This window comes from Pseudomonas sp. PP3 (assembly GCF_905336995.1).
Taxonomy (GTDB): Bacteria; Pseudomonadota; Gammaproteobacteria; order Pseudomonadales; family Pseudomonadaceae; genus Aquipseudomonas; species Aquipseudomonas reinekei.
On sequence record NZ_HG995459.1, the window covers coordinates 686,310 to 706,704 of the forward strand.

Genomic DNA, 20,395 nt, shown 5'->3' on the forward strand with positions numbered 1-20,395 from the left:
TCGCCGGGCAGTTACGGGCCGCTGGCGAACTAGTCCGCCATTTCTTGATCAGTTCCTTACAGTCTTATCCAAAGGAGCGGATGCCTTGATCAAGCTCAAGACCGCGATGTTACTGGGTGCGTTGCTGTTTCTGGGCAGCGAGGAGCTGGAAGCGGCCGCCATCCCGGGCGTGCCTGCAAGTGCCACCGCCGCGACGCCCCCGGCCCACCCTCAACCGCTGGTACAGGGCGGGTTGCTGGGCGCCATCAGTTCCAGCATTGACGAGGTGCAAAACAAGCTCGACCTCAATGAAAACCTGGTCGACGCCTGGCGTCTGCGCGCGGATCGCGCGGCGGATGAGGTGGATCAGTTGGTCAATCGCCCGTCTGCTCGTTCGAGCTGGAACGTGACCGGTGATTTCCTGTTGCTCACCTTTGTCTGGGCCGCTGTTTTTGCCTCGCTATGGTTGCTCGGCAAATGGTCCGCCCAACGTCTGTGTGAACACCGGCTGCTACTCACTCGCGAGCGTGGCCAGGCCTTGCTGGGTTACGTGTTGCCCTACAGCATTGCGGCGTTGGTCAGCCTGCCACTGACAATTTATGCCAGTCAGTTTCTACCGGTATCCGCGGGGCGGGCGCTCGCGTTGTGCTTTGCCTATGCCACCAGTAGCGGTGTGTTTGCGGCATCGCTGGTGATGTCGCTGGTGGTGCTGTTCAACACCGGGCACAAACGCCAGGCAGTACATATTATTCGCCAGCACAGTCCGCGACCGCTGTTTGCGATCGGTTTTCTTGTCGCGCTCAGTGATGCCCTGACCAGCCCGCAGATCGCTCATCAGCTGGGCAACAACCTCACCAGCAGCATCGCAGTGTTTACCGGTCTGGCAGCCTCGTTTTCTTTTGGTCTGCTGGTGATCCGCATGCGCCGCCCGGTCGCTCATCTGATTCGGATTCTGCCGCTGGCGCAACGGCGAAAACAGCCGGCACTGCGTGAAACGCTGCGGATTTTTTCCGGGCTCTGGTATTGGCCGATTCTGTTGATGGTGCTGGTCTCGATCATCAATCTGATCAGCGTCAGTGCAGACAATCAGCAGGTACTGCGCAGTGCGCTGTTCACCACGGTCCTGCTGATTGCCACGGTGTTTTTGAGCACCACGCTGCATCACCTGTTCAAGGCGCGCAGTGCCGCCGACGTGCGCCGCAGCAGTGTCTACAAAGCGCGTTTTCTCAACTTGTCCCACGCCTTGCTGCGCATCGCCATGGCCATCGTGTTCATCGATATCCTCGGGCGCATCTGGGGCGTATCGCTGTTCGATTTCGCGGTGAGCAATTCGGTCGGCCGGGCGATCAGTGATTCGCTCAGTCATATCGGCCTGATCTTCCTGATCACCTGGATGGTCTGGGTCGTGCTCGACACGGCGATCCAGGAAGCCCTGAAACCCCCGGCCAATAAACGCTCGGCGCGCCAGCCCAGCACACGGGTGAAAACCATCCTGCCGCTGCTGCGCAACGCGATCAAAATCATTCTGGTGGTGATCTGCGCAATCACCACCATGGCCAACCTGGGGATCAACGTTGCGCCTTTCCTGGCCGGTGCCGGGGTGATCGGCCTGGCGATCGGTTTCGGTTCCCAGCAACTGGTGCAGGACGTGATTACCGGCTTGTTCATCATCATCGAAGACACCTTGTCCATCGGCGACTGGGTGGTGCTCGATTCTGGACACGCCGGCACGGTCGAAGGCCTGACCATCCGGACCTTGCGCTTGCGCGACGGCAAGGGGTTTGTGCACTCGGTGCCGTTCGGTCAGATCAAGGCAGTGACCAACCAATCGCGGCAGTTCGCCTATGCGTTCTTCTCGGTGCAGTTCACCTACGACACCGATGTCGACAAGGCGATTGAGCTGATTCGTGAGGCCGGGCATTCCATCAGCGAAGACCCGTTCCTCAGGTACAACTTGCAGGGGCCACTGGATGTATTTGGCGTCGACAAAATGGACCTCAATGGCGTGGTGCTGACGGCGCAGTTCCGTACCGTGTCGGGTGGTCAGTATGCGGTGAGCCGAGCGTTCAACCAACGCTTGAAAAAGCTTGTGGATAACAGCCCGTGGGTGCATTTCGCGCAGACTTATCCACAGCAGGTTTTGATGCCGCGGCATCCAGAGCCGCCGCTGGATGGCGTTGAGGAACCAGAGCATTCGGCGCTGTTGATGCCGGGTCGGGCGCATCCTCAATAGGTGTGTCGGCTGTGCTGGCCTCATCGCGGGCAAGCCCGCTCCCACAGAGATTTCTGTTGTTCACAAAACCCTGTGGGAGCGGGCTTGCCCGCGAAGAGGCCGGCCCAGACAACATCAATGCCGGATCAGCTTGTTACTGATCTCGGCACTGACCGACTGTTCCAGTTCCATCCAGAAAACCTGCTTGCCCGCAATCTCCGCCGCCACCGGCAACCCATCGCGATACACCAGACGATTACTCGCCAGCGCCGGCACTTTAGCGCCCGGCAACAGCGTGCCGGCCAGGTTCAGCGGATCGACCCCGCACACCGCAATCAAGCTCCCGTCATGGGGCCGACGCCGGACTTCCCGCAGCAACGGTATGGCCTCAGGCAACGCAAATTGCTCGCCCGCCAGGCCACTGACAAACCGCCCGCCACGAATCTCGCCCCGGGCTTCCAGGCGATGGAAAGTGCGCAGCAATTCCCGCCAGCTCGGCAACCAGTCTGCCTCCCGCTCAAGCAATCGCCAGAACACCACGCCATAGCGGCGCAATAAGGTCATGGCGATGTGTTCGAGGGTCTCGGCGGGAGTTGCCGCCGGACGCGGATTATCCACAACCGGCGCAGCGACACCACGCCTGAGCAACGCCCAGCGCCCGGCGTCATCCATCCCCCCGACAAAGGCCCCGCGTCCGCGCCGGCTGCTGCGGTTCTGCCGTTTGCTGGCCGGAGTAATCAGCGCCCGCAGACCGGCAAAGCTGTCAGCGTTCACCAGCCCGGCACCAACCAGCTCCTGCAAGGCGATTTCCAGTTCCGAGCGCAGCAGGTGCGCTTCATGAGTCAGCTCGTCAAAAAACAGTGCGCCATGCTGACTGAGGGCCGCGTGGACCTTTTGTGTTTTCGGCGACAGTTCGCTGACCGGCGTCTGCTCGGTCAACTCGCTCCAGAGCCCGACCCGGTTGCGCGGCAACAACACAATGGGCGTACTGCGCAGGGCGGTGCCAGCGCTCTTGTTGTGCGCGGTCAGGCGAGTCCACACCAGTTTGCCGTTGCGGCACAGCTCATCGAGCCAGGTCGGCGAATAGTCCTTGATGCGCGCCGGGAGGATGTCGCTGTCCCAGGCTGATGCGGCGGCGGGGTAGCCTTCGAATTGCGCGATGATCGCCGGCAACACCGCAGTGCCCTGACCTTGGGTCGCGCTGGACAGATGCTGCCAGTCGAACAGAAACCGCATGAAATCCTGCAACGCCACGGGCTCGATTTCCCGCCGCAGACGCTTGACCGTGTAGCGGTGAATCCGCGCGAGCAGGTGCCGTTCGCACCACTCTTCTTCGGCGCAGCCCGGGGTGAATCGGCCTCGCAGCACGTAGCCTTCGCGCTCCAGTTGCGCCAAGGCCTGGTTGACTTGAATCGTCGCTAACCCGAGCGGTCCGGCAATCGCCTTCAGCGGCAACGGGCCGAAAGCGCTGAGCCGCGCACGAATCACTTCCAGCACGGCGTCGTCCACTTCCCAGGGCTCATCAAAACCCGGCAACGCTCCCAGCTCCGGCCACATCTCGGCCTGTGGATAGATTGCCCGCAGGCAGGTCAGGCGTTCCCGTGGCAGCCACAGGGCACGATTGATCTGGCAGGCACGTCCGCCGTCGGCCAGGGTTTGCAGCCAGTCGAGCCAGTGCGGATTGGCCCGGGCCTCGGTGTCGGTGATGCACGCCAGGCTCATCAATGCCTCGTGCATCTCATCGACGTTGCCGGGTGTCGGCCAGGCTTCTTCGCCCACAGCGGCAATCACCTCGGCATCCAGCGCGCCGAGGTCGTCGGTAGATTGCGGATCGCTCCAGCGTCGGTTGAGCACCGCTTGCGTGCGGCGCTCCTCAAGCGGCGCATCGTCGAGAAAGGTGTAGGGGCGAGCGCTGAGGATTTCTGCAGCCAGCGGCGAGGGCGCCGGCAAGTCGCGGCTGATCAGGCGAACGTCGCCGCGCTCCATGCGCCGCAGCAAGGCCAGCCAGCCTTCGCAGTCCATGGCTTCATGCAGGCAATCGTCGAGGGTTTGTTCCACCAGCGGATGGTCGGGAATTTCCCGCTCGCCGGCGAGGTTTTCCACGCAGGCGATCTGGTCGGGAAACACGCTGGCGATCAGGTCTTCACTTTTCATTCGCTGGATTTGTGGCGCCACTTTACGTCCGCCGCTGTAGCGCGGCAGGCCCAGGGCCACCCCGGCATTCCAGCGCCAGCGCACGCCGAACAACGGTGCGTCGAGTACCGCTTGAATCAGGAGGTGCTCGGCACTGTTGCTGTGCAGGTAGCGCCAGACGTCGTCCAGCTCAAAGCTGTGGCTGGTGGACAGCGACAGTACGATGGCATCTTCGCTGGCGGCGGCCTGCAGTTCGAAGTTGAAGGTACGGCAGAAACGCTTGCGCAGGGCCAGGCCCCAGGCGCGGTTAATGCGGCTGCCGAACGGGCTGTGAATGATCAATTGCGTGCCGCCGGACTCGTCGAAAAAACGCTCCATCAGCAGCGTATCTTGCGATGGCAGGGCGCCGAGGGTCTGGCGCGCCCGGGCGAGGTATTCGACCAATTGCCCGGCGCTGGCCAGGTTCAGGCCGAGGGTGTCCGTCAGCCAATCGAGACTCGGTTGCAAGTTGCCCGGCGTGGCGCCCAGCAACTCATCGAGATGCACTTGCAAACGGGCGACGGCCACCGACAATTCGGCACTGCGTCCCGGCGCCTCGCCGAGCCAGAACGGAATGGTCGGCGGTTGGCCCTGTGCATCTTCGACCCGCACTTTGCCGGTATCCACGCGCAGGATGCGATAGGACGTATTGCCCAGCTGAAAGATATCCCCGGCGATGCTTTCCACGGCAAAGTCTTCGTTGACGCTGCCGATGTTCAGCCCTTGGGGTTCGAGCAGCACGCTGTAGTCGGCGTTGTCCGGAATGGTCCCGCCGCTGGTCACCGCCGTCAGCTTCGCGCCACGGCGCCCGCGCAGGCTGCGGGTGACGGCGTCGCGGTGCAGGTAAGCGCTGCGGATACCCTGACGGCCGTTGTAGCCTTCGGCAAGCATGTGCAGCAGTGCCTGATAGTGTTTGTCGTCGAGTTCGGCGTAGGGCGAAGCGCGACGCAACATCTCCAGCAACGCCTGTTCCTGCCACTCCTGGCAACTGACTTCGGCGATGATCTGTTGCGCCAGAACGTCCAGCGGTGCCACGGGGATCAATAACGTATCGAGTTCGCCCCGGCGGACGCAGTCCAGCAAGGCGGCGCATTCGATCAGGTCGTCGCGAGTGGTGGCGAACAAACGACCCTTGGGCGTGCCGCCCACCTGGTGTCCGGACCGGCCAACCCTTTGCAGAAACCCGGAGATCGAACGCGGCGAGGCGATCTGGCACACCAGGTCGACATCGCCGATGTCGATGCCCAGTTCCAGCGATGCCGTGGCGATCAGCACTTGCAAGTCGCCGCGCTTGAGCCGCTGCTCGGCGTCGAGGCGAAACGCCTTGGCCAGGCTGCCGTGGTGGGCGGCCACGGCGTCCTTGCCCAGGCGTTCGCTCAGGTGTCGGCTCAAGCGTTCGGCCAGGCGTCGGGTGTTGACGAAAATCAGCGTGGTGCGATGTTCTCGGGCGAGGGCGGCGAGGCGGTCGTAGACCAGCTCCCAGACATCATTGGCCATCACCGCCGACAACGGCACTGGCGGCACTTCGATGTCCAGATCCCGTGGGCGGGCGTGGCCGATGTCGACGATTTCGCAGGGACGGTCGCGGCCTGCGAGAAAGCGCGAGACTGCGTCGATGGGTTTCTGCGTGGCCGACAGGCCGATGCGCACCAGCGGCTCGGCGCACAGCGCCTGCAAGCGTTCGAGGCTCAAGGCCAGGTGACTGCCGCGTTTGCTGGCGGCGATGGCGTGGATTTCGTCGACGATGACCGTGCGCGTGGAGCGGAGCATTTGTCGGCCGGAATCGGACCCGAGCAGCACGTAGAGCGATTCCGGAGTGGTCACCAGAATGTGCGGCGCGGTTTTGCGCATCGCCGTGCGGTCTTTTTGCGGCGTATCGCCAGTGCGCACGGCGGTGGTGATCTGCAATGGCGGCAGGCCCATCAGGCGCAATTGTTCGGTGATGCCGGCGAGCGGGTTTTGCAGGTTGATGCGGATGTCGTTGGACAGTGCCTTGAGTGGCGAGATGTAGACCACCAGGGTTGCGTCGGGCAAGCCTTCGGGGCTTTCCAGGCCGCGATGCACCAAGTCGTCGATGACGGCGAGGAAGGCGGTGAGGGTCTTGCCGGAACCGGTGGGCGCCGCGATCAACGTCGAGCGGCGCTGGCGAATCAACGGCCACGCCCGGGCCTGAGCGGCGGTGACCGCGGGAAAGGTGTGATTGAACCAGGCACTGACGGCGGGGTGGAAGCCGTTCAGGGCACTGTCTGCGGGGATGGGCAGGTTCATGGAGTGATTTATGCGGGTGGGGACGGGCAGATGCAAGTACCGCTCGGTTTATTAATCCCCCCTGTGGCGAGGGAGCTTGCTCCCGTTCGACTGCGTAGCAGTCGCCAGCAATTTGGGGCCGCTTCGCAGCCCAGTGGGAGCAAGCTCCCTCGCCACAGGGGGCGCACTGAAATCCCGGACATCTACACTTTACGGATGACGGTTGCGCACTAAACCCGCAAAATGCAACGATTCCGGCATCTATCAACGGCATCGCCCGTGGGCGTTGTCGATACAGCCATTGTTTCAATCAGACTGGGCCTGCTGACTCTATGCGAATGCGCCTTATGTTACTGGGCGGTGGAAATGCCCTTGGGCAGGCGCTGATTCGCCTCGGTGCAGAGGAAGACATCGGTTTCCTCGCCCCCCGCCCGCCGCAAGACGGCTGGGACGCCGCGAGCCTGACGCAACTGCTCGACGACACCCGCCCGGACGCGTTGATCAATCTCGCCTACTACTTCGACTGGTTCCAGGCCGAGGCGGTCAGCGAGCAGCGTCTGGCCGGGCAAGAGCGCGCGGTCGAGCGTCTCGCCGAGCTGTGCCAGCACCACAACATCGTGTTGTTGCAGCCTTCGAGCTATCGCGTGTTCGATGGTTCTCGCGCCACCGCCTACAGCGAAAAAGACGAACCGGTGCCCTTGGGCCTGCGCGGTCAGGCGTTGTGGCGGATCGAACAAAGCGTGCGCGCCACTTGCCCGCAGCACGTGCTACTCCGTTTCGGCTGGCTGCTCGATGACAGTCCCGACGGCAGCCTCGGACGTTTCCTCGCACGGGCCGAACAGCCTGAAGAGTTGTTGCTGGCCGACGACCGTCGGGGTAATCCGACGCCGGTGGACGACGCTGCCCGGGTGATCATTTCGGTGCTCAAGCAACTCGACTGCGCCGCGCCACTGTGGGGGACCTACCACTACGCCGGGCATGAGGCGACCACGCCGCTGGCGCTGGGGCAGGCTATCCTCACTGAAGCGCGGGCCTTGCATGCGCTGGCCATCGAGGCACCGACCGCCCAGGCCCACGCCGCGCGCCCGGACGCCGCCGAAGAGCCGCAACACGCGGTGCTGGCCTGCAAGAAAATTCTGCACACTTTTGGAATCAAGCCACGCGCCTGGCGTGCGGCACTTCCCGGACTACTGGACAGGTTCTATCGCCATGGCTGACAGTCCCGTTTTAATCACCGGCGGCGCCGGTTTCATAGGCTCGCACCTGACCGACGCGTTGCTCGCCAAGGGCCATTCGGTACGCATCCTTGATGATTTGTCGACCGGCAAGCGCAGCAACCTGCCGCTGGACAATCCCAAGGTCGAGTTGATCGTCGGCGACGTCGCCGATGCCGCGCTGGTGGCTCGGGCTGTGGCCGGTTGCCGCGCCGTGGCGCACTTGGCGGCCGTGGCGTCGGTGCAGGCGTCGGTGGACGATCCGGTGAAGACGCACCAGAGCAATTTCATCGGTTCGCTGAATGTCTGCGAAGCCATGCGCCAGGCGGGCGTCAAGCGCGTGCTGTTTGCTTCCAGCGCTGCGATATATGGCAATAACGGCGAAGGCGAGTCGATCGATGAAGACACGCCCAAGGCACCGTTGACGCCCTATGCCTCGGACAAGTTGTCGAGCGAGCATTACTTCGATTTCTACCGCCGCGAGCATGGTCTTGAACCGGTGATCTTCCGCTTCTTCAACATTTTCGGCCCGCGCCAGGATCCGTCCTCGCCGTACTCCGGGGTGATCAGTATTTTCAGCGAGCGCGCGCAGAAAGGTTTGCCGATCACCGTGTTTGGCGACGGTGAGCAGACCCGGGATTTTCTCTACGTCGAAGATCTGGTCAAGCTGCTGATGCAGGGCATCGAAAAACCGCAGGCTGACGTCGGCGCCGTTAACGTTGGCTGGAATCAGGCGACCAGTCTCAAGCAGTTGCTCGCCGCGCTTGAAGTCGTGGTCGGCCAGTTGCCGCCCGTGAGTTACGGCCCGGCGCGCTCCGGTGACATTCGCCATTCGCGGGCGAACAACCAGCGACTGCTGGAGCGTTTCAAAGCCCCCGAGCAAACGCCGATGAGTGTCGGCCTGGCGCGGTTGCTGGGACGATAGAAAAAGGCGCCTGACAGGCGCCTTCTTTTGTTGCTGATCGTTCCCGTGCAGGGCGTGGAACGACCCATTCACCACCACGTGAATCCTTAGAACTTGTAACCCAGACCAACCATGTAGATGAACGGATCGACGTCCACGTTCACCCGTGCCCGGGTGCCCGGTGCCACTGCGTTATTTTCCACGGTCGCGCGGGTGTCGATGTCGATGTAGCGCACCTGGCCGTTGATCATCACGTTATCGGTCAGCATGTAGTCCGCGCCGATCTGCCAGGCCATGCCCCAGGAATTCTTCGCCTTGAAGTTGCTGAAACCGGCGGCACTGGCTTCGCTGCCAACGTGTTCGTCGTAGATCCAGGTGTAGTTGATACCTGCGCCGACATACGGCTGGAAGTCGGATTTAGCGTCCAGCGGGTAGTACACAACGCTCAGGGTTGGCGGCAGGTGTTTCAGCGTACCCAGTTTGCCGTTGGCGGCGCTCAGCGCGGTGTTTTTCAGTTTCACGTCATGCTCGAACGGCGTCGCCGCGAGCAGTTCGATACCCCAGTTGCTGGTGAACATGTAGGCGAAGTTGAGGCCCAGTTGCGTGTCGCTGCTCATGGTCGCCTTGCCACCCAGGTCGGCGCCGCTCAGCGGGCCTTGATCGACCTTGACACTGGAGCTGTCAGCGGTTGGGTTGGTGGTGATCGCGCCGGCACGAAGGATGATGTCGCCCGCCTCATGGGCGTGGGCAAGCGGGGCTGCGAGCGCAAGGGCAACCAGCGAGGCACCGAGCAAGGACTTGTTCATGGGGGCTCCAAAGGACGTTAAAAATTTTCGATGTCCAATGGTAAGCCGGCTAACTATTTGGTCTTTTGACGCAGCTCAATGAAAGTGGAATGGGGTTAGTTTTGTGGTGTTTTTGATGTCCCCATCGCGAGCAGGCTCGCTCCCACAGGAAATTGCATTCCAAATGTGGGAGCGAGCCTGCTCGCGATGACGGTGTTACTGACTGCGCAAACCTGCCGGATTCACTCCGGCAATTCATACACGTAAATCTTGTCCGCCTCCATCTGATACCCGGCATCCGCCAATTCACTGGTCGACGCTTTGACCTGCATCGGTCCTTCGACCCAGTACGGCTGATACAACTCATCGAGCTTCACGCCGACCTCGCTTTTGACATGCACGATCTGGTTCGACGGCGGTGGCGGCACGTGAATGCAGGCGCCGAAATACGGCACCAGCAGGAAGTCCGTGGTGCGGCCGTCCTCACTCACTTCCAGCGGCACGATGTAGCCCGGCAGGCGAATGTTCTGGCCGTCGAGCGCTTTGACAACCGGCGCGTTGGGCATGTCCTGCCTGGCTGCCGGTGCCGACTCGGCGGACAGTGCATCGCTCATCTTCGACATGTCGTGCAACGGTGTCATGTTCGGCACTTCCGGCGGCGCGTCCGGTGGAATCATTTCCGACCAGGTCAGCTCTTTCGGCTCGGCCGCCCACAGGGGCAGGGCGACCAGCATCAACAGCGCAAGGAAAGCGCGGGGCATTTTCAAAGTCCTCATAAACGGATCGACAGGCCATCGGCCAAGGATTGGCGATAAGCGCGCCAGGCCGGCACGCTGCCCATCAGCAGCGCGGCGATCAGAATGCCACCGAGCAGCGTCCATTCATAATCGCTGGGCCAGGCCAACGGTAAAAACAGCCCATAGTTGGCTTGCACGTAACCTTGGGCCACGGCGATGCACGCATAAAGCAGGGCCACGCCTGCCACCACGCCGGACAGCGCCAGGGCAAATGCCTCAAGCACCAGCAACGTCGCAACATGCCACGGCCGCGCGCCCACCGAACGCAGGATCGCCATCTCGCGGCGGCGTTCGTTAAGGCTGGTGAGAATCGCCGTGAGCATGCCGATCAACCCGGTCAGCACCACAAACAGCGACACCACGAACAAGGCTTTTTCCGCCGTGCTCATCAGGCTCCACAACTCTTGCAGCGCTACGCCCGGCAGGATCGCTAGCATCGGTTCGCCACGGAATTCGTTGATCTCGCGCTGCAAGGCGAAGGTTGAAATCTTGCTGTTGAGGCCGAGCATGAACGCGGTGATCGCTTGTGGCGTCAGGTCCATGTTACGGGCCTGCTCGGCACTGATCCGCCCGTTACCCCGGGCCGGTACGCCGTTGTGCCAATCGATGTGAATCGCCTCCATGCCGCCGAGGCTGATGTGCAGTGTGCGGTCCACCGGTGTGCCGGTGCGCTTGAGAATGCCGACCACGGTGAAGGGTTTGTCGTCGTGCTTGACCAGGCTGATCGCCGCGACACCGTGGGCCAGCACCAGTTTTTCACCGAGTTTGTAGTGCAGTGCCTGCGCGACTTCGGCGCCGAGCACCACTTCGAAGGGGTCGGTGGCGAAGGGTCGGCCGTCGGCCAGTTCCAGGTGTTGTTGGCGGCCGTACTGGTAATGCTCGAAGTAGGCCTCGGTGGTGCCCATCACCCGATAGCCGCGATGGGAATCGCCGAGGGACATCGGGATCGCCCACTTCACTTTCGGGTTGTTGGCGAAGTGTTCGAAGCTGTCCCAGCGGATGTTGTTGGTGGCGTTGCCGATGCGGAACACCGAGTACAACAACAAATTGACCGAGCCGGAACGCGCGCCGACGATCAGGTCGGTACCGCTGATGGTGCTGGCGAAACTGGCCTTGGCTTCGGTGCGCACGCGCTCCACGGCCAGCAGCAGGCACACCGACAGGGCAATGGCGAACGCGGTGAGGATCGCAGTGAAGCGGCGGTTAGCCAGGCTGGCCATGGCTAGACGAAACAAATACATCTCAGACCTCGGACGGGGTGGCGGCGCGATTAAGCTCGGCCAGCGACAGGTTGCGATCGAACAGCGGCGCCAGGCTCTGGTCATGACTGACGAACAACAGGCTCGAGCCGGCTTCGCGGCACTCGGCGAACAGCAGGCGAATGAAGTTTTCCCGGGCGTCGTAATCGAGCGCCGAGGTCGGTTCGTCGGCGATCACCAGTTCCGGCTGACCGATCAATGCACGTGCTGCGGCCACCCGTTGCTGCTGGCCGATGGACAGCGAATCGGCACGTCGACCGAGGATGTTTTCATCTTTCAGGCCCAGGTGGGCGAGCAGGGTGGCGGCGGCTTTATCAACACTGCCGTGACGCTGTTTCGCCCGTTCGGCGCGCAGTTTCGAGAAGTGGCAGGGCTGTTCGACGTTCTCGCGCACCGACAGAAACGGCAGCAGGTTGAACTGCTGGAAAATGTAGCCGGTGTGATCGACACGGAAATGATCGCGGGCACCGGCCGAGAGTTCGGTCAGCTCCTGGCCGAGCAGGCGGATGCTGCCGCGGTCGGGTTTTTGCACGCCGCCGAGCAAGCCAAGCAGGGTGGTCTTGCCACTGCCGCTGGGGCCTTTGAGAAACAGGGTTTCGCCCGGTTCCAGGCGAAACGCCGGGATGTCCAGCAGCGGCGGATGACCGGGCCAACTGAAGCCCAGGTCGGACAGTTCGATGAGTGCTTGGGTCATATGGAGCCGGTCTGTTGAGAGATGAGCCCGCGTAGAAGCGAGCAAGCTCGCTCCCACAGGGGATCTTCAGTGGATTCAGAATTTCAGGCTGGCAGCCTTGGGCGTCACTTCAACCCCTTGCTGCCCGCTCGGGCCGATCAGTTGTACCTGAATTTTCTGGGTCGCCGGGAAGGCGTTGAAAATGTTCGCCAGGTCCAGGGTTTTCAGCGCCGCTGGTGTGGCACAGGTGAACTGGTAGTGAGCGTGGATTTCGCTGTGATCGTGGTGATGCTCATCCTTGGCGTCCTCGTCGTGGTCATCATCGACTTCCGGTTTATCGCCAAACAGCGGGCTTTCCAGTTCCTGGTTTTTCACCACGCAGCCTGCGGCTTTCGGCAGGTCGAACAGTGCCAGTGGTTTCTCCAGCTGAGTACGAACGGCGGCGACTTTGGCTTTATCGGCGTCGGTGGTGGCGGCGTGCTCGAAACCCACCAGGTTCATCGCCGGGCTTTGCAGTTCCAGCTCCAGGGTCTGACCGTCCAGTGCTGCGTTGAGGCGACCGACACCGTGCTCGTGGGCGCCAAGGCTGCCGTGTTCATGATCGTGATCGTGGTCATGCTCGTCAGCCGCATGGGCGACAGCCAGGGGCAGCAAGGCAAACGGCAAAGCGAGCAGCAGACGACGCATGGCGAGTCTCCGAAAGTTGAATGAAGAATTTGTTATGTAATCTTATAACGTAAGTGTGGGGAGTTTGACTGGCTGCTTGGCGTTGCACAAGTCCCATGGGAGCATGCAGGTCAGAAATGTGCAGGAGCAGACTCATGTTGCGAATTCGCGGAAGCATCGGCGACTGGCCGGTGGATTTGACCCTGGAGATGGATGATGCCGACTGGGCGAAGCTGGGTGCGCAGTTGACCGTGGAAAAAACCGAGGTCAGCGCCGCGCCGGCCAAACCGCAGAATCAGGACGATGCGCTGTGGCAGATCGCCAGGGACCTGCTGCGCAAGGCAGGGCAGTTGAGTGGACCGGATTTGCTGGAGCAACTGGAAGGGCTGACCGGCAATGCGTCGGCGGGCAAACGCCTGTTGGTGCGTTTGCGCCATAGCCCGGACGTGAAGGTGGAGAGCGGCGGGGATACACCGCTCTACCGCTGGCTGTAGGAGCCGGCTCCTACAGGTCGAGATCAGTACAGGGCAGCAAACAACTTGCGGCGGTAGGTGCTCACCAGCGGGTGATCGTTACCCAGCAGTTCGAACACTTGCAGCAAGGTCTTGTGTGGCAAGCCTTCGCTGTAGCTGCGGTTGCGGATGAACAGCTTGAGCAGGGCATCCAGTGCGGCGTCGTATTGCTGGCGGGCCAGTTGCTGGATCGCCAGTTGATAGACCGCTTCGTCGTCCTGCGGGTCTTTCGCCAGTCGCGCCTTCAGATCAGCGGCATCCGGCAAGTCCCTGGCCAGCCCGAGAAACTTGATCTGCGCCTTGGCTCCGGCGAGGGCAGCTTTGTGCTCATCACTCTTGACCGCGTCGAGCACCGCCTGCGCTTCCCCCAGCTCACCGCGCTCGGTGAGGCAGCGGGCGTACAGGATCAACGCCTTGGCGTTGGTGTTGTCTTCGCCCAGGATCACTTTGAGCAAGGCTTCGGCATCGGCAAAGCGGCTGTCGTCAAACAGTGCCTGGGCCTGTTCGAACGGATCGGCGGCGGCCGGTGGCGGCATTTGCACATTGGGTTCGAGCAGGGCGCGTACAGCAGACTCCGGCTGCGCTCCGGCAAAACCGTCGACCGGTTGACCGTCCTTGAACAGCACCACCGTCGGCAGGCTGCGGATACCGAAGCGGGCGACGATGTCTTGTTCGATGTCGCAGTTGACCTTGGCCAGCAGCAACTCGCCCTGATAGCTCTCGGCGATGGTCTGCAGCATCGGCATCAGCACTTTGCACGGCGCACACCATTCGGCCCAGAAATCCACCAGTACCGGTTTGTGGAAAGAGTTCTCGATCACTGACTGGTCGAAATCGGCAGTCGTGGCGTCGAAGATGTACGGCGTTTCCTGACTCATGGGCAATCTCGTAGAAGCGTGAATGGGGCAACTATACGGCTTGGCGGGGTCGCGCCGGAAGCGGGGTGTTCGTTAGAGATGCTTCGTGTGACAGGACGTCATCGCGAGCCGGCTCCCACAGGAATTGGGGTCGTCAAAAAATTTGTGGTTCACACCGACCATTGTGGGAGCGGGCTTGCCCGCGATGCTCTTAGCCGCGCTGCGCGTGGTACAGGCTCACATGCCGAAATTCTTCCGGCTCGGCCAGGTCCGGCAAGGTCATCGCTTCAAGCATTTCGATACGCCGATACAGCGGATGACGAAAATCCCGCACCCGAGAATCCGCCACCAGCGCTTCGCGGCCACGGCTGAGAAATTCATCGAGCAGCGGCAGGTTGGCCCGGTCGTACAGCACGTCCGCCACCAGGATCAGATCGAAGCGATCGGCCTCGGCAAAAAAATCCGTCGAGTAGCTGAGCTGTACATTATTGAGTTCGGCATTCGCCCGACAGGCGGCAATCGCCAGCGGGTCGAGGTCACAGGCCACCACTTCCAGCGCCCCGGCCTTCACCGCGGCAATCCCCGCCACGCCAGAGCCGGCGCCGAAATCCAGCACCCGCTTGCCTTCGACCCAATGGCGGTGTTCTGCGAGGTAACGGGCCACGGCCAACCCGCTGGCCCAACAGAAACTCCAGTAGGGCGGCTCGTGCAGGATGCGCCGGGTTTCTTCCGGGCTGAAGGCGCGGTCCATGTTGTCGCCATCGATCAGCCACAGCTTCAGGTCGGTCTGCGGAAGTTCACAGGCGACCAATTGCGCATCACCGAGCAACTCACCCAACGCCTGTTGCAGGTCGAGCGGTGCACTCATGGGGCTTTGACGAACTGCAGCTGGCCCAGTGTCTGGGTTGTCGGCTGGCTGATCAGTTGCGACGGCAGGTGCAGGATCAACTGACCGGACTGGCTGGCGCGGCCACGCAGTTCAACCCGGGCACCCACTGGAAAGGATTCCGGATTGAAGCGCAGGTGGAACGGCAATATCTGGTTGTTACCGATCAGGCTGGAACTGGCGAGCAATTGTTGCGGCCGGTCTTTGTCGTCGATCACCAGCAGCGCGAGTTCGACTACAGCGCCGGTTGGCACACCCTGAAGGGTGCCGCTCAACTCGCGCTGGTACGCGGGCAGCGGGCCGAGTTCGGCGGCTTCCTTGGCTTTTTTCTGCGCTTGTTGCGGCGCAGGGCCCGGGGGCGGTGGCTGGGGCTGCGGTGCATCGCTGCTGCAGGCCACCAACAGGCTCAAAAGGCTGAGCAAAACGAGCGGACGTAACGACATGGGCAGCTCCGGAATGATGAAATCCATGGATCAAATGATCATCCCGTCTGTATACCGCAAACCCTATGGCTTGTCTTGCCACCGGGATGCGCTACCATGGCCCTCCCTTTTTTTGTTGCCTGCCACCATGCACTGTCCCTTCTGCGGTGCCAACGACACCAAGGTCATCGACTCGCGTCTGGTCGCCGAGGGCGAACAGGTGCGCCGCCGGCGTGAATGCCTGGCCTGCGGCGAACGTTTCACGACGTTCGAGACGGCTGAACTGGTGTTGCCGCGCCTGATCAAAACCGACGGCAGTCGCCAGCCGTTCGACGAAGAAAAACTCCGCGCCGGCATGCAGCGTGCGCTGGAAAAGCGCCCGGTGAGTGTCGAGCGCCTCGAATCGTCGCTGGTGCACATCAAACACAAACTGCGCGCGACCGGCGAACGCGAGGTCAAATCCCTCGTGGTCGGTGAGCTGGTGATGGCCGAGCTGCAGAAGCTCGACGAAGTCGCCTATATTCGTTTCGCTTCGGTGTATCGCCGCTTCCAGGACCTCAACGAGTTCCGCGAAGAGATCGATCGCCTGGCCCGTGAGCCGGTGAAAGAATGACCACGTCCGCCGAACAGGCCGTCCTCGACGCGCACTACATGGCTCGCGCGCTGGAACTGGCGCGAAAGGGTCACTACACGACACACCCCAATCCGCGGGTTGGCTGCGTGATCGTCCAGGGCGGGCAGATTGTCGGCGAAGGCTGGCATGAGCGTGCCGGTGAACCCCATGCCGAAGTCCACGCCTTGCGCGCCGCCGGTGAGCGATCCCGGGGCGCCACGGCTTACGTCACCCTCGAACCTTGCAGTCACCATGGCCGCACGCCGCCCTGCGCCGATGCGCTGGTGAATGCCGGTGTGGCGCGGGTGGTCGCGGCAATGCAGGACCCCAATCCGGAAGTCGCCGGTCGTGGCCTGCAACGTCTGGAACAGGCGGGCATCGCCACCGAAAGCGGCGTGCTGGAAAGCGAAGCGCGCAAACTCAATCAAGGCTTCCTCAAACGCATGGAACACGGCTTGCCGTTCGTGCGGGTGAAGTTGGCCATGAGCCTCGACGGCCGCACCGCGATGCAAAGCGGTGAAAGCCAATGGATCACCGGCCCGGCGGCGCGTTCGGCGGTGCAACGCCTGCGTGCCCAGGCCAGCGTGGTGCTGACTGGCGCCGATACGGTGCTGGCGGACAACGCCCGTTTGACCGTGCGCGCCGATGAACTCGGTCTGGATGCCGAACAAACCGCATTGGCCATGAGCCGGCCGCCGCTGCGTGTGCTGGTCGATGGCCGCCTGCGGGTGCCGCTGGATGCGCCATTCTTCAAGGCCGGTCCGGCACTGGTCGCTACCTGTGTGGCGGTGGAAGAGCAATACGCCAACGGCCCGGAATGCCTGATCGTGCCGGGTTACGATGGGCAGGTCGATCTTCGTCAGTTGCTGGTCGAACTGGCCAACCGACAGGTCAATGAAGTGCTGGTCGAGGCCGGTCCACGGCTGGCGGGTGCCTTTGCCCAGCTCGGGCTGGTGGACGAGTTCCAGATTTTCATCGCCGGCAAGTTCCTGGGCTCTTCGGCGCGGCCGTTGCTGGATTGGCCGCTCGCGCAAATGAAGGATGCGCCCGAGCTTAAAATCACCGAAATTCGCGCGGTTGGCGATGACTGGCGGGTCACTGCCATTCCTTCGCCAGCAGCCAGCGTATAATTCCCGGCCATCGCTATAGCGCTGGCTTTGTTCTCGAGGAGAACCTCATGTTTACCGGCATCATCGAATCCATCGGCAGTATTCGTGCATTGACCCCAAAGGGCGGTGATGTACGGGTTCACGTCGAAACCGGCAAGCTCGACCTGAGCGACGTCAAGCTGGGTGACAGCATCGCGGTGAACGGCGTGTGCCTGACCGCCGTTGAATTGCCGGGCAACGGCTTTGCGGCGGATGTCAGCCGTGAAACCCTGGATTGCACCGCCATGAACGACCTCAAAAGCGGCAGCCCGGTCAATCTGGAGAAAGCCCTGACCCCGACCACGCGCCTCGGCGGGCACCTGGTCAGCGGTCACGTCGATGGCGTTGGCGAAGTGGTTGCCCGCACCGAGAACGCCCGCGCCGTGGAATTCCGCATCCGCGCGCCAAAAGAACTGGCCAAGTACATCGCCCATAAAGGCTCGATCACCGTCGACGGCACCAGCCTGACCGTGAACGCGGTCGATGGCGCCGAGTTCCTGCTGACCATCATTCCGCACACCCTGAGCGAAACCATCATGGCGTCGTACCAGCCGGGTCGCCGGGTGAACCTGGAAGTGGACTTGCTGGCCCGTTACCTGGAGCGCCTGTTGTTGGGCGACAAGGCCGCAGAGCCTGCTTCCAGTAACATCACCGAAAGCTTTCTGGCCGCCAACGGCTACCTCAAATCCTGAGCTCTAATTTCGAAAGAAGGGGGGTGCCTTGTGGCGCTCAATAGCATCGAAGAACTGGTTGAAGACATCCGCCAAGGCAAGATGGTCATCCTCATGGATGACGAAGACCGCGAGAACGAAGGCGACCTGATCATGGCCGCCGAGTGCTGCAAGCCCGAGCACATCAACTTCATGGCCAAGCACGCCCGTGGCCTGATCTGCATGCCGATGAGCCGCGAGCGTTGCGAACTGCTCAAGCTGCCATTGATGGCGCCGCGCAACGGTTCTGGGTTCGGCACCAAATTCACCGTATCGATCGAAGCCGCCACTGGCGTGACCACCGGCATCTCCGCCGCCGACCGCGCACGCACCGTGCAAGCGGCTGCGGCCCGTGATGCCAAGGCCGATGACATCGTCAGCCCGGGCCACATCTTCCCGCTGATGGCTCAAGCCGGCGGTACGCTGGCTCGCGCCGGCCACACCGAAGCCGCGTGCGACCTGGCGCGCATGGCCGGTTTCGAGCCGAGCGGCGTGATCTGCGAAGTGATGAACGACGACGGCACCATGTCCCGTCGTGCCGAACTGGAAGCGTTTGCCGCTGAGCACGACATCAAGATCGGCACCATTGCCGACCTGATTCACTACCGGATGATCCACGAACGTACCGTTCAGCGGATTGCCGAGCAGCCGCTGGACAGCGAACTGGGCCAATTCAACCTGGTGACCTATCGTGATTCCGTGGAAGGCGATGTGCACATGGCACTGACCCTGGGCAATGTCTGCGCCGAAGAACCGACCCTGGTTCGGGTGCACAACATGGACCCGCTGCGCGACTTGCTGATGGTCAATCAGCCCGGCCGCTGGAGCCTGCGCGCCGCCATGGCCAAGGTTGCCGAGGCTGGCAGCGGTGTGGTGCTGTTGCTCGGTCACCCGCTCGATGGCGATGTGTTGTTGGCGCATATCCGCGAAACCGCCGATCACACCGAGGTTAAAAAACCGACCACCTACAGCATTGTCGGTGCCGGTTCGCAGATCCTGCGCGACCTCGGTGTGCGCAAAATGCGCCTGATGTCGGCACCGATGAAATTTAATGCGATATCCGGTTTCGATCTGGAAGTTGTAGAATACGTGCCCTCCGAATAAGGCATCGGGTTTTGGCATCGTTGTTCACTTAAGGCTTGTTTGATTTACTGTGGCGAGGGAGCTTGCTCCCGCTTGGGTGCGCAGCGCCCACAAAAGGGGCCGCTACGCAGCCCAGCGGGAGCAAGCTCCCTCGCCACAACGATTGCAAGTGAACGCCGATGCGTGATCCGACGCTGGATTCGCGGTTCAAATATCACTGAGGGACGCGTACGAGACGCGTCCCGGCTCTTTAAGAGATCTAACGAATGACCCTGAAGACCATCGAAGGTACCTTCATCGCCCCTAAAGGCCGCTACGCTTTGGTAGTGGGCCGTTTCAACAGCTTCGTCGTTGAAAGCCTGGTCAGCGGTGCAGTTGATGCCCTGGTTCGCCACGGCGTGAGCGAAAGCGACATCACCATCATCCGCGCCCCTGGCGCCTTCGAAATCCCGCTGGTTGCGCAGAAAGTCGCTCAGAAAGGCGAGTTCGCAGCAATCATCGCCCTGGGCGCGGTCATTCGTGGCGGTACTCCGCACTTCGAATACGTGGCTGGCGAGTGCACCAAAGGTCTGGCCCAGGTGTCCATGGAGTTCGGCGTACCGGTCGCTTTCGGCGTCCTGACCGTTGATTCCATCGAACAAGCCATCGAACGTTCCGGCACCAAGGCCGGTAACAAAGGTGCTGAAGCTGCCCTGTCCGCTCTGGAAATGGTCAGCCTGCTGGCGCAGTTGGAGGCCAAGTGATTAGCGACGAAAGCGATCGTTTCAACCCGCGCGATCCAAAGCCTGCGGATGCCGGCAAGCCATCGAAAAGCGTCAAGCGTCGCGAAGCTCGTCAGCTCGCGACACAGGCGCTGTACCAATGGCACATGGCCAAGCAGTCGCTGAACGAGATCGAAGCGCAGTTCCGGGTCGATAACGATTTTTCCGATGTCGATGGCGCGTACTTCCGCGAGATTCTGCACGGGGTTCCGCAGTTCAAGACTGAAATCGACACCGCACTCACCCCTTGCCTCGATCTGACCATCGAAGAGCTGGACCCGGTTGAACTGGCGGTTTTGCGCCTGTCGACCTGGGAACTGCTCAAGCGCGTCGACGTGCCGTACCGCGTTGTGATCAACGAAGGTATCGAACTGGCGAAGGTCTTCGGTTCCACCGACGGCCACAAGTTCGTCAACGGTGTGCTCGACAAGCTGGCCCCGCGTCTGCGTGAAGCTGAAGTCAAGGCGTTCAAGCGCTAACCAGCGCTTGATTCAG

Annotated in this window: 19 protein-coding genes; 10 read left to right on the plus strand and 9 right to left on the minus strand. The window is 62.0% G+C overall.

Annotated elements, in window-relative coordinates:
* Positions 1 to 85: 85 nt before the first annotated feature.
* Positions 86 to 2,212: a mechanosensitive ion channel family protein gene (locus KHO07_RS03150; protein ID WP_212626446.1), complete on the plus strand. Its 2,127-nt coding sequence runs from the start codon at positions 86 to 88 to the stop codon at positions 2,210 to 2,212.
* A gap of 114 nt (positions 2,213 to 2,326) precedes the next feature.
* On the opposite strand, the gene KHO07_RS03155 is transcribed toward KHO07_RS03150, so the two are convergent.
* Positions 2,327 to 6,631, minus strand: a complete 4,305-nt coding sequence (locus KHO07_RS03155; RefSeq protein WP_212626447.1) for a DEAD/DEAH box helicase — start codon at positions 6,629 to 6,631, stop codon at positions 2,327 to 2,329.
* Positions 6,632 to 6,942: 311 nt separating this feature from the next.
* Between KHO07_RS03155 and KHO07_RS03160 the strand changes: the two genes are divergently transcribed.
* Positions 6,943 to 7,827, plus strand: a complete 885-nt coding sequence (locus KHO07_RS03160; RefSeq protein WP_075948660.1) for a sugar nucleotide-binding protein — start codon at positions 6,943 to 6,945, stop codon at positions 7,825 to 7,827.
* Positions 7,820 to 8,749 (plus strand): NAD-dependent epimerase/dehydratase family protein, encoded by a 930-nt coding sequence (locus KHO07_RS03165; RefSeq protein WP_212626448.1) that lies wholly within the window; start codon positions 7,820 to 7,822, stop codon positions 8,747 to 8,749. Before KHO07_RS03160 ends, KHO07_RS03165 begins: the two co-directional genes overlap by 8 nt.
* 86 nt (positions 8,750 to 8,835) lie before the next feature.
* Here KHO07_RS03165 and KHO07_RS03170 read toward each other — a convergent pair whose 3' ends face one another.
* The 5 genes from KHO07_RS03170 to KHO07_RS03190 form a co-directional block, all read right to left on the minus strand.
* On the minus strand, positions 8,836 to 9,534 hold the full coding sequence (locus tag KHO07_RS03170; protein ID WP_150734603.1) for an OmpW family outer membrane protein: 699 nt from the start codon (positions 9,532 to 9,534) through the stop codon (positions 8,836 to 8,838).
* 221 nt (positions 9,535 to 9,755) lie between these two features.
* Entirely contained in the window at positions 9,756 to 10,274 is a 519-nt protein-coding gene (locus KHO07_RS03175) for a DUF3299 domain-containing protein (protein ID WP_150734604.1), read from the minus strand.
* 11 nt (positions 10,275 to 10,285) lie between these two features.
* Positions 10,286 to 11,551 carry an ABC transporter permease gene (locus KHO07_RS03180; RefSeq protein ID WP_212626449.1) on the minus strand — a complete coding sequence of 422 codons (1,266 nt, stop codon included), beginning with the start codon at positions 11,549 to 11,551 and terminating at the stop codon, positions 10,286 to 10,288.
* Position 11,552: 1 nt separating this feature from the next.
* Entirely contained in the window at positions 11,553 to 12,263 is a 711-nt protein-coding gene (locus KHO07_RS03185) for an ABC transporter ATP-binding protein (protein WP_212626450.1), read from the minus strand.
* A gap of 75 nt (positions 12,264 to 12,338) precedes the next feature.
* A complete protein-coding gene (locus tag KHO07_RS03190) occupies positions 12,339 to 12,929 on the minus strand; it encodes a DUF2796 domain-containing protein (protein WP_212626451.1) in 591 nt (196 codons plus the stop codon).
* A 134-nt stretch (positions 12,930 to 13,063) separates the two neighbouring features.
* Between KHO07_RS03190 and KHO07_RS03195 the strand changes: the two genes are divergently transcribed.
* Entirely contained in the window at positions 13,064 to 13,402 is a 339-nt protein-coding gene (locus tag KHO07_RS03195; RefSeq protein WP_150734608.1) for a hypothetical protein, read from the plus strand.
* Between the two features lie 23 nt (positions 13,403 to 13,425).
* On the opposite strand, the gene trxA is transcribed toward KHO07_RS03195, so the two are convergent.
* The 3 genes from trxA to KHO07_RS03210 form a co-directional block, all read right to left on the minus strand.
* A complete protein-coding gene (gene trxA / locus KHO07_RS03200) occupies positions 13,426 to 14,298 on the minus strand; it encodes a thioredoxin (protein ID WP_212626452.1) in 873 nt (290 codons plus the stop codon).
* A gap of 190 nt (positions 14,299 to 14,488) precedes the next feature.
* Entirely contained in the window at positions 14,489 to 15,145 is a 657-nt protein-coding gene (locus KHO07_RS03205) for a 50S ribosomal protein L11 methyltransferase (RefSeq protein WP_150734610.1), read from the minus strand.
* The gene (locus KHO07_RS03210; RefSeq protein ID WP_212626453.1) at positions 15,142 to 15,606 is read right to left on the minus strand and encodes a YbaY family lipoprotein; all 465 of its coding nucleotides are present in this window, start codon (positions 15,604 to 15,606) and stop codon (positions 15,142 to 15,144) included. Before KHO07_RS03210 ends, KHO07_RS03205 begins: the two co-directional genes overlap by 4 nt.
* 127 nt (positions 15,607 to 15,733) lie before the next feature.
* Here KHO07_RS03210 and nrdR point away from each other — a divergent pair, with 127 nt between their 5' ends.
* From nrdR to nusB, 6 genes are all read left to right on the plus strand, one after another.
* A complete protein-coding gene (gene nrdR, locus KHO07_RS03215) occupies positions 15,734 to 16,198 on the plus strand; it encodes a transcriptional regulator NrdR (RefSeq protein ID WP_003228656.1) in 465 nt (154 codons plus the stop codon).
* Positions 16,195 to 17,328, plus strand: coding sequence for a bifunctional diaminohydroxyphosphoribosylaminopyrimidine deaminase/5-amino-6-(5-phosphoribosylamino)uracil reductase RibD (ribD, locus tag KHO07_RS03220; RefSeq protein ID WP_150734613.1), 1,134 nt, complete (start codon positions 16,195 to 16,197; stop codon positions 17,326 to 17,328). The genes nrdR and ribD overlap by 4 nt, the downstream gene beginning before the upstream one ends.
* A gap of 47 nt (positions 17,329 to 17,375) precedes the next feature.
* Complete coding sequence (locus KHO07_RS03225) at positions 17,376 to 18,038, plus strand: riboflavin synthase (protein ID WP_084319673.1); 663 nt, start codon at positions 17,376 to 17,378, stop codon at positions 18,036 to 18,038.
* A 30-nt stretch (positions 18,039 to 18,068) separates the two neighbouring features.
* The gene (gene ribBA / locus KHO07_RS03230) at positions 18,069 to 19,160 is read left to right on the plus strand and encodes a bifunctional 3,4-dihydroxy-2-butanone-4-phosphate synthase/GTP cyclohydrolase II (protein ID WP_150734614.1); all 1,092 of its coding nucleotides are present in this window, start codon (positions 18,069 to 18,071) and stop codon (positions 19,158 to 19,160) included.
* A 245-nt stretch (positions 19,161 to 19,405) separates the two neighbouring features.
* The gene (ribE, locus tag KHO07_RS03235) at positions 19,406 to 19,882 is read left to right on the plus strand and encodes a 6,7-dimethyl-8-ribityllumazine synthase (protein WP_003228649.1); all 477 of its coding nucleotides are present in this window, start codon (positions 19,406 to 19,408) and stop codon (positions 19,880 to 19,882) included.
* Positions 19,879 to 20,379 (plus strand): transcription antitermination factor NusB, encoded by a 501-nt coding sequence (gene nusB, locus KHO07_RS03240; RefSeq protein WP_003185935.1) that lies wholly within the window; start codon positions 19,879 to 19,881, stop codon positions 20,377 to 20,379. Before ribE ends, nusB begins: the two co-directional genes overlap by 4 nt.
* The last annotated feature ends 16 nt before the right edge of the window (positions 20,380 to 20,395 follow it).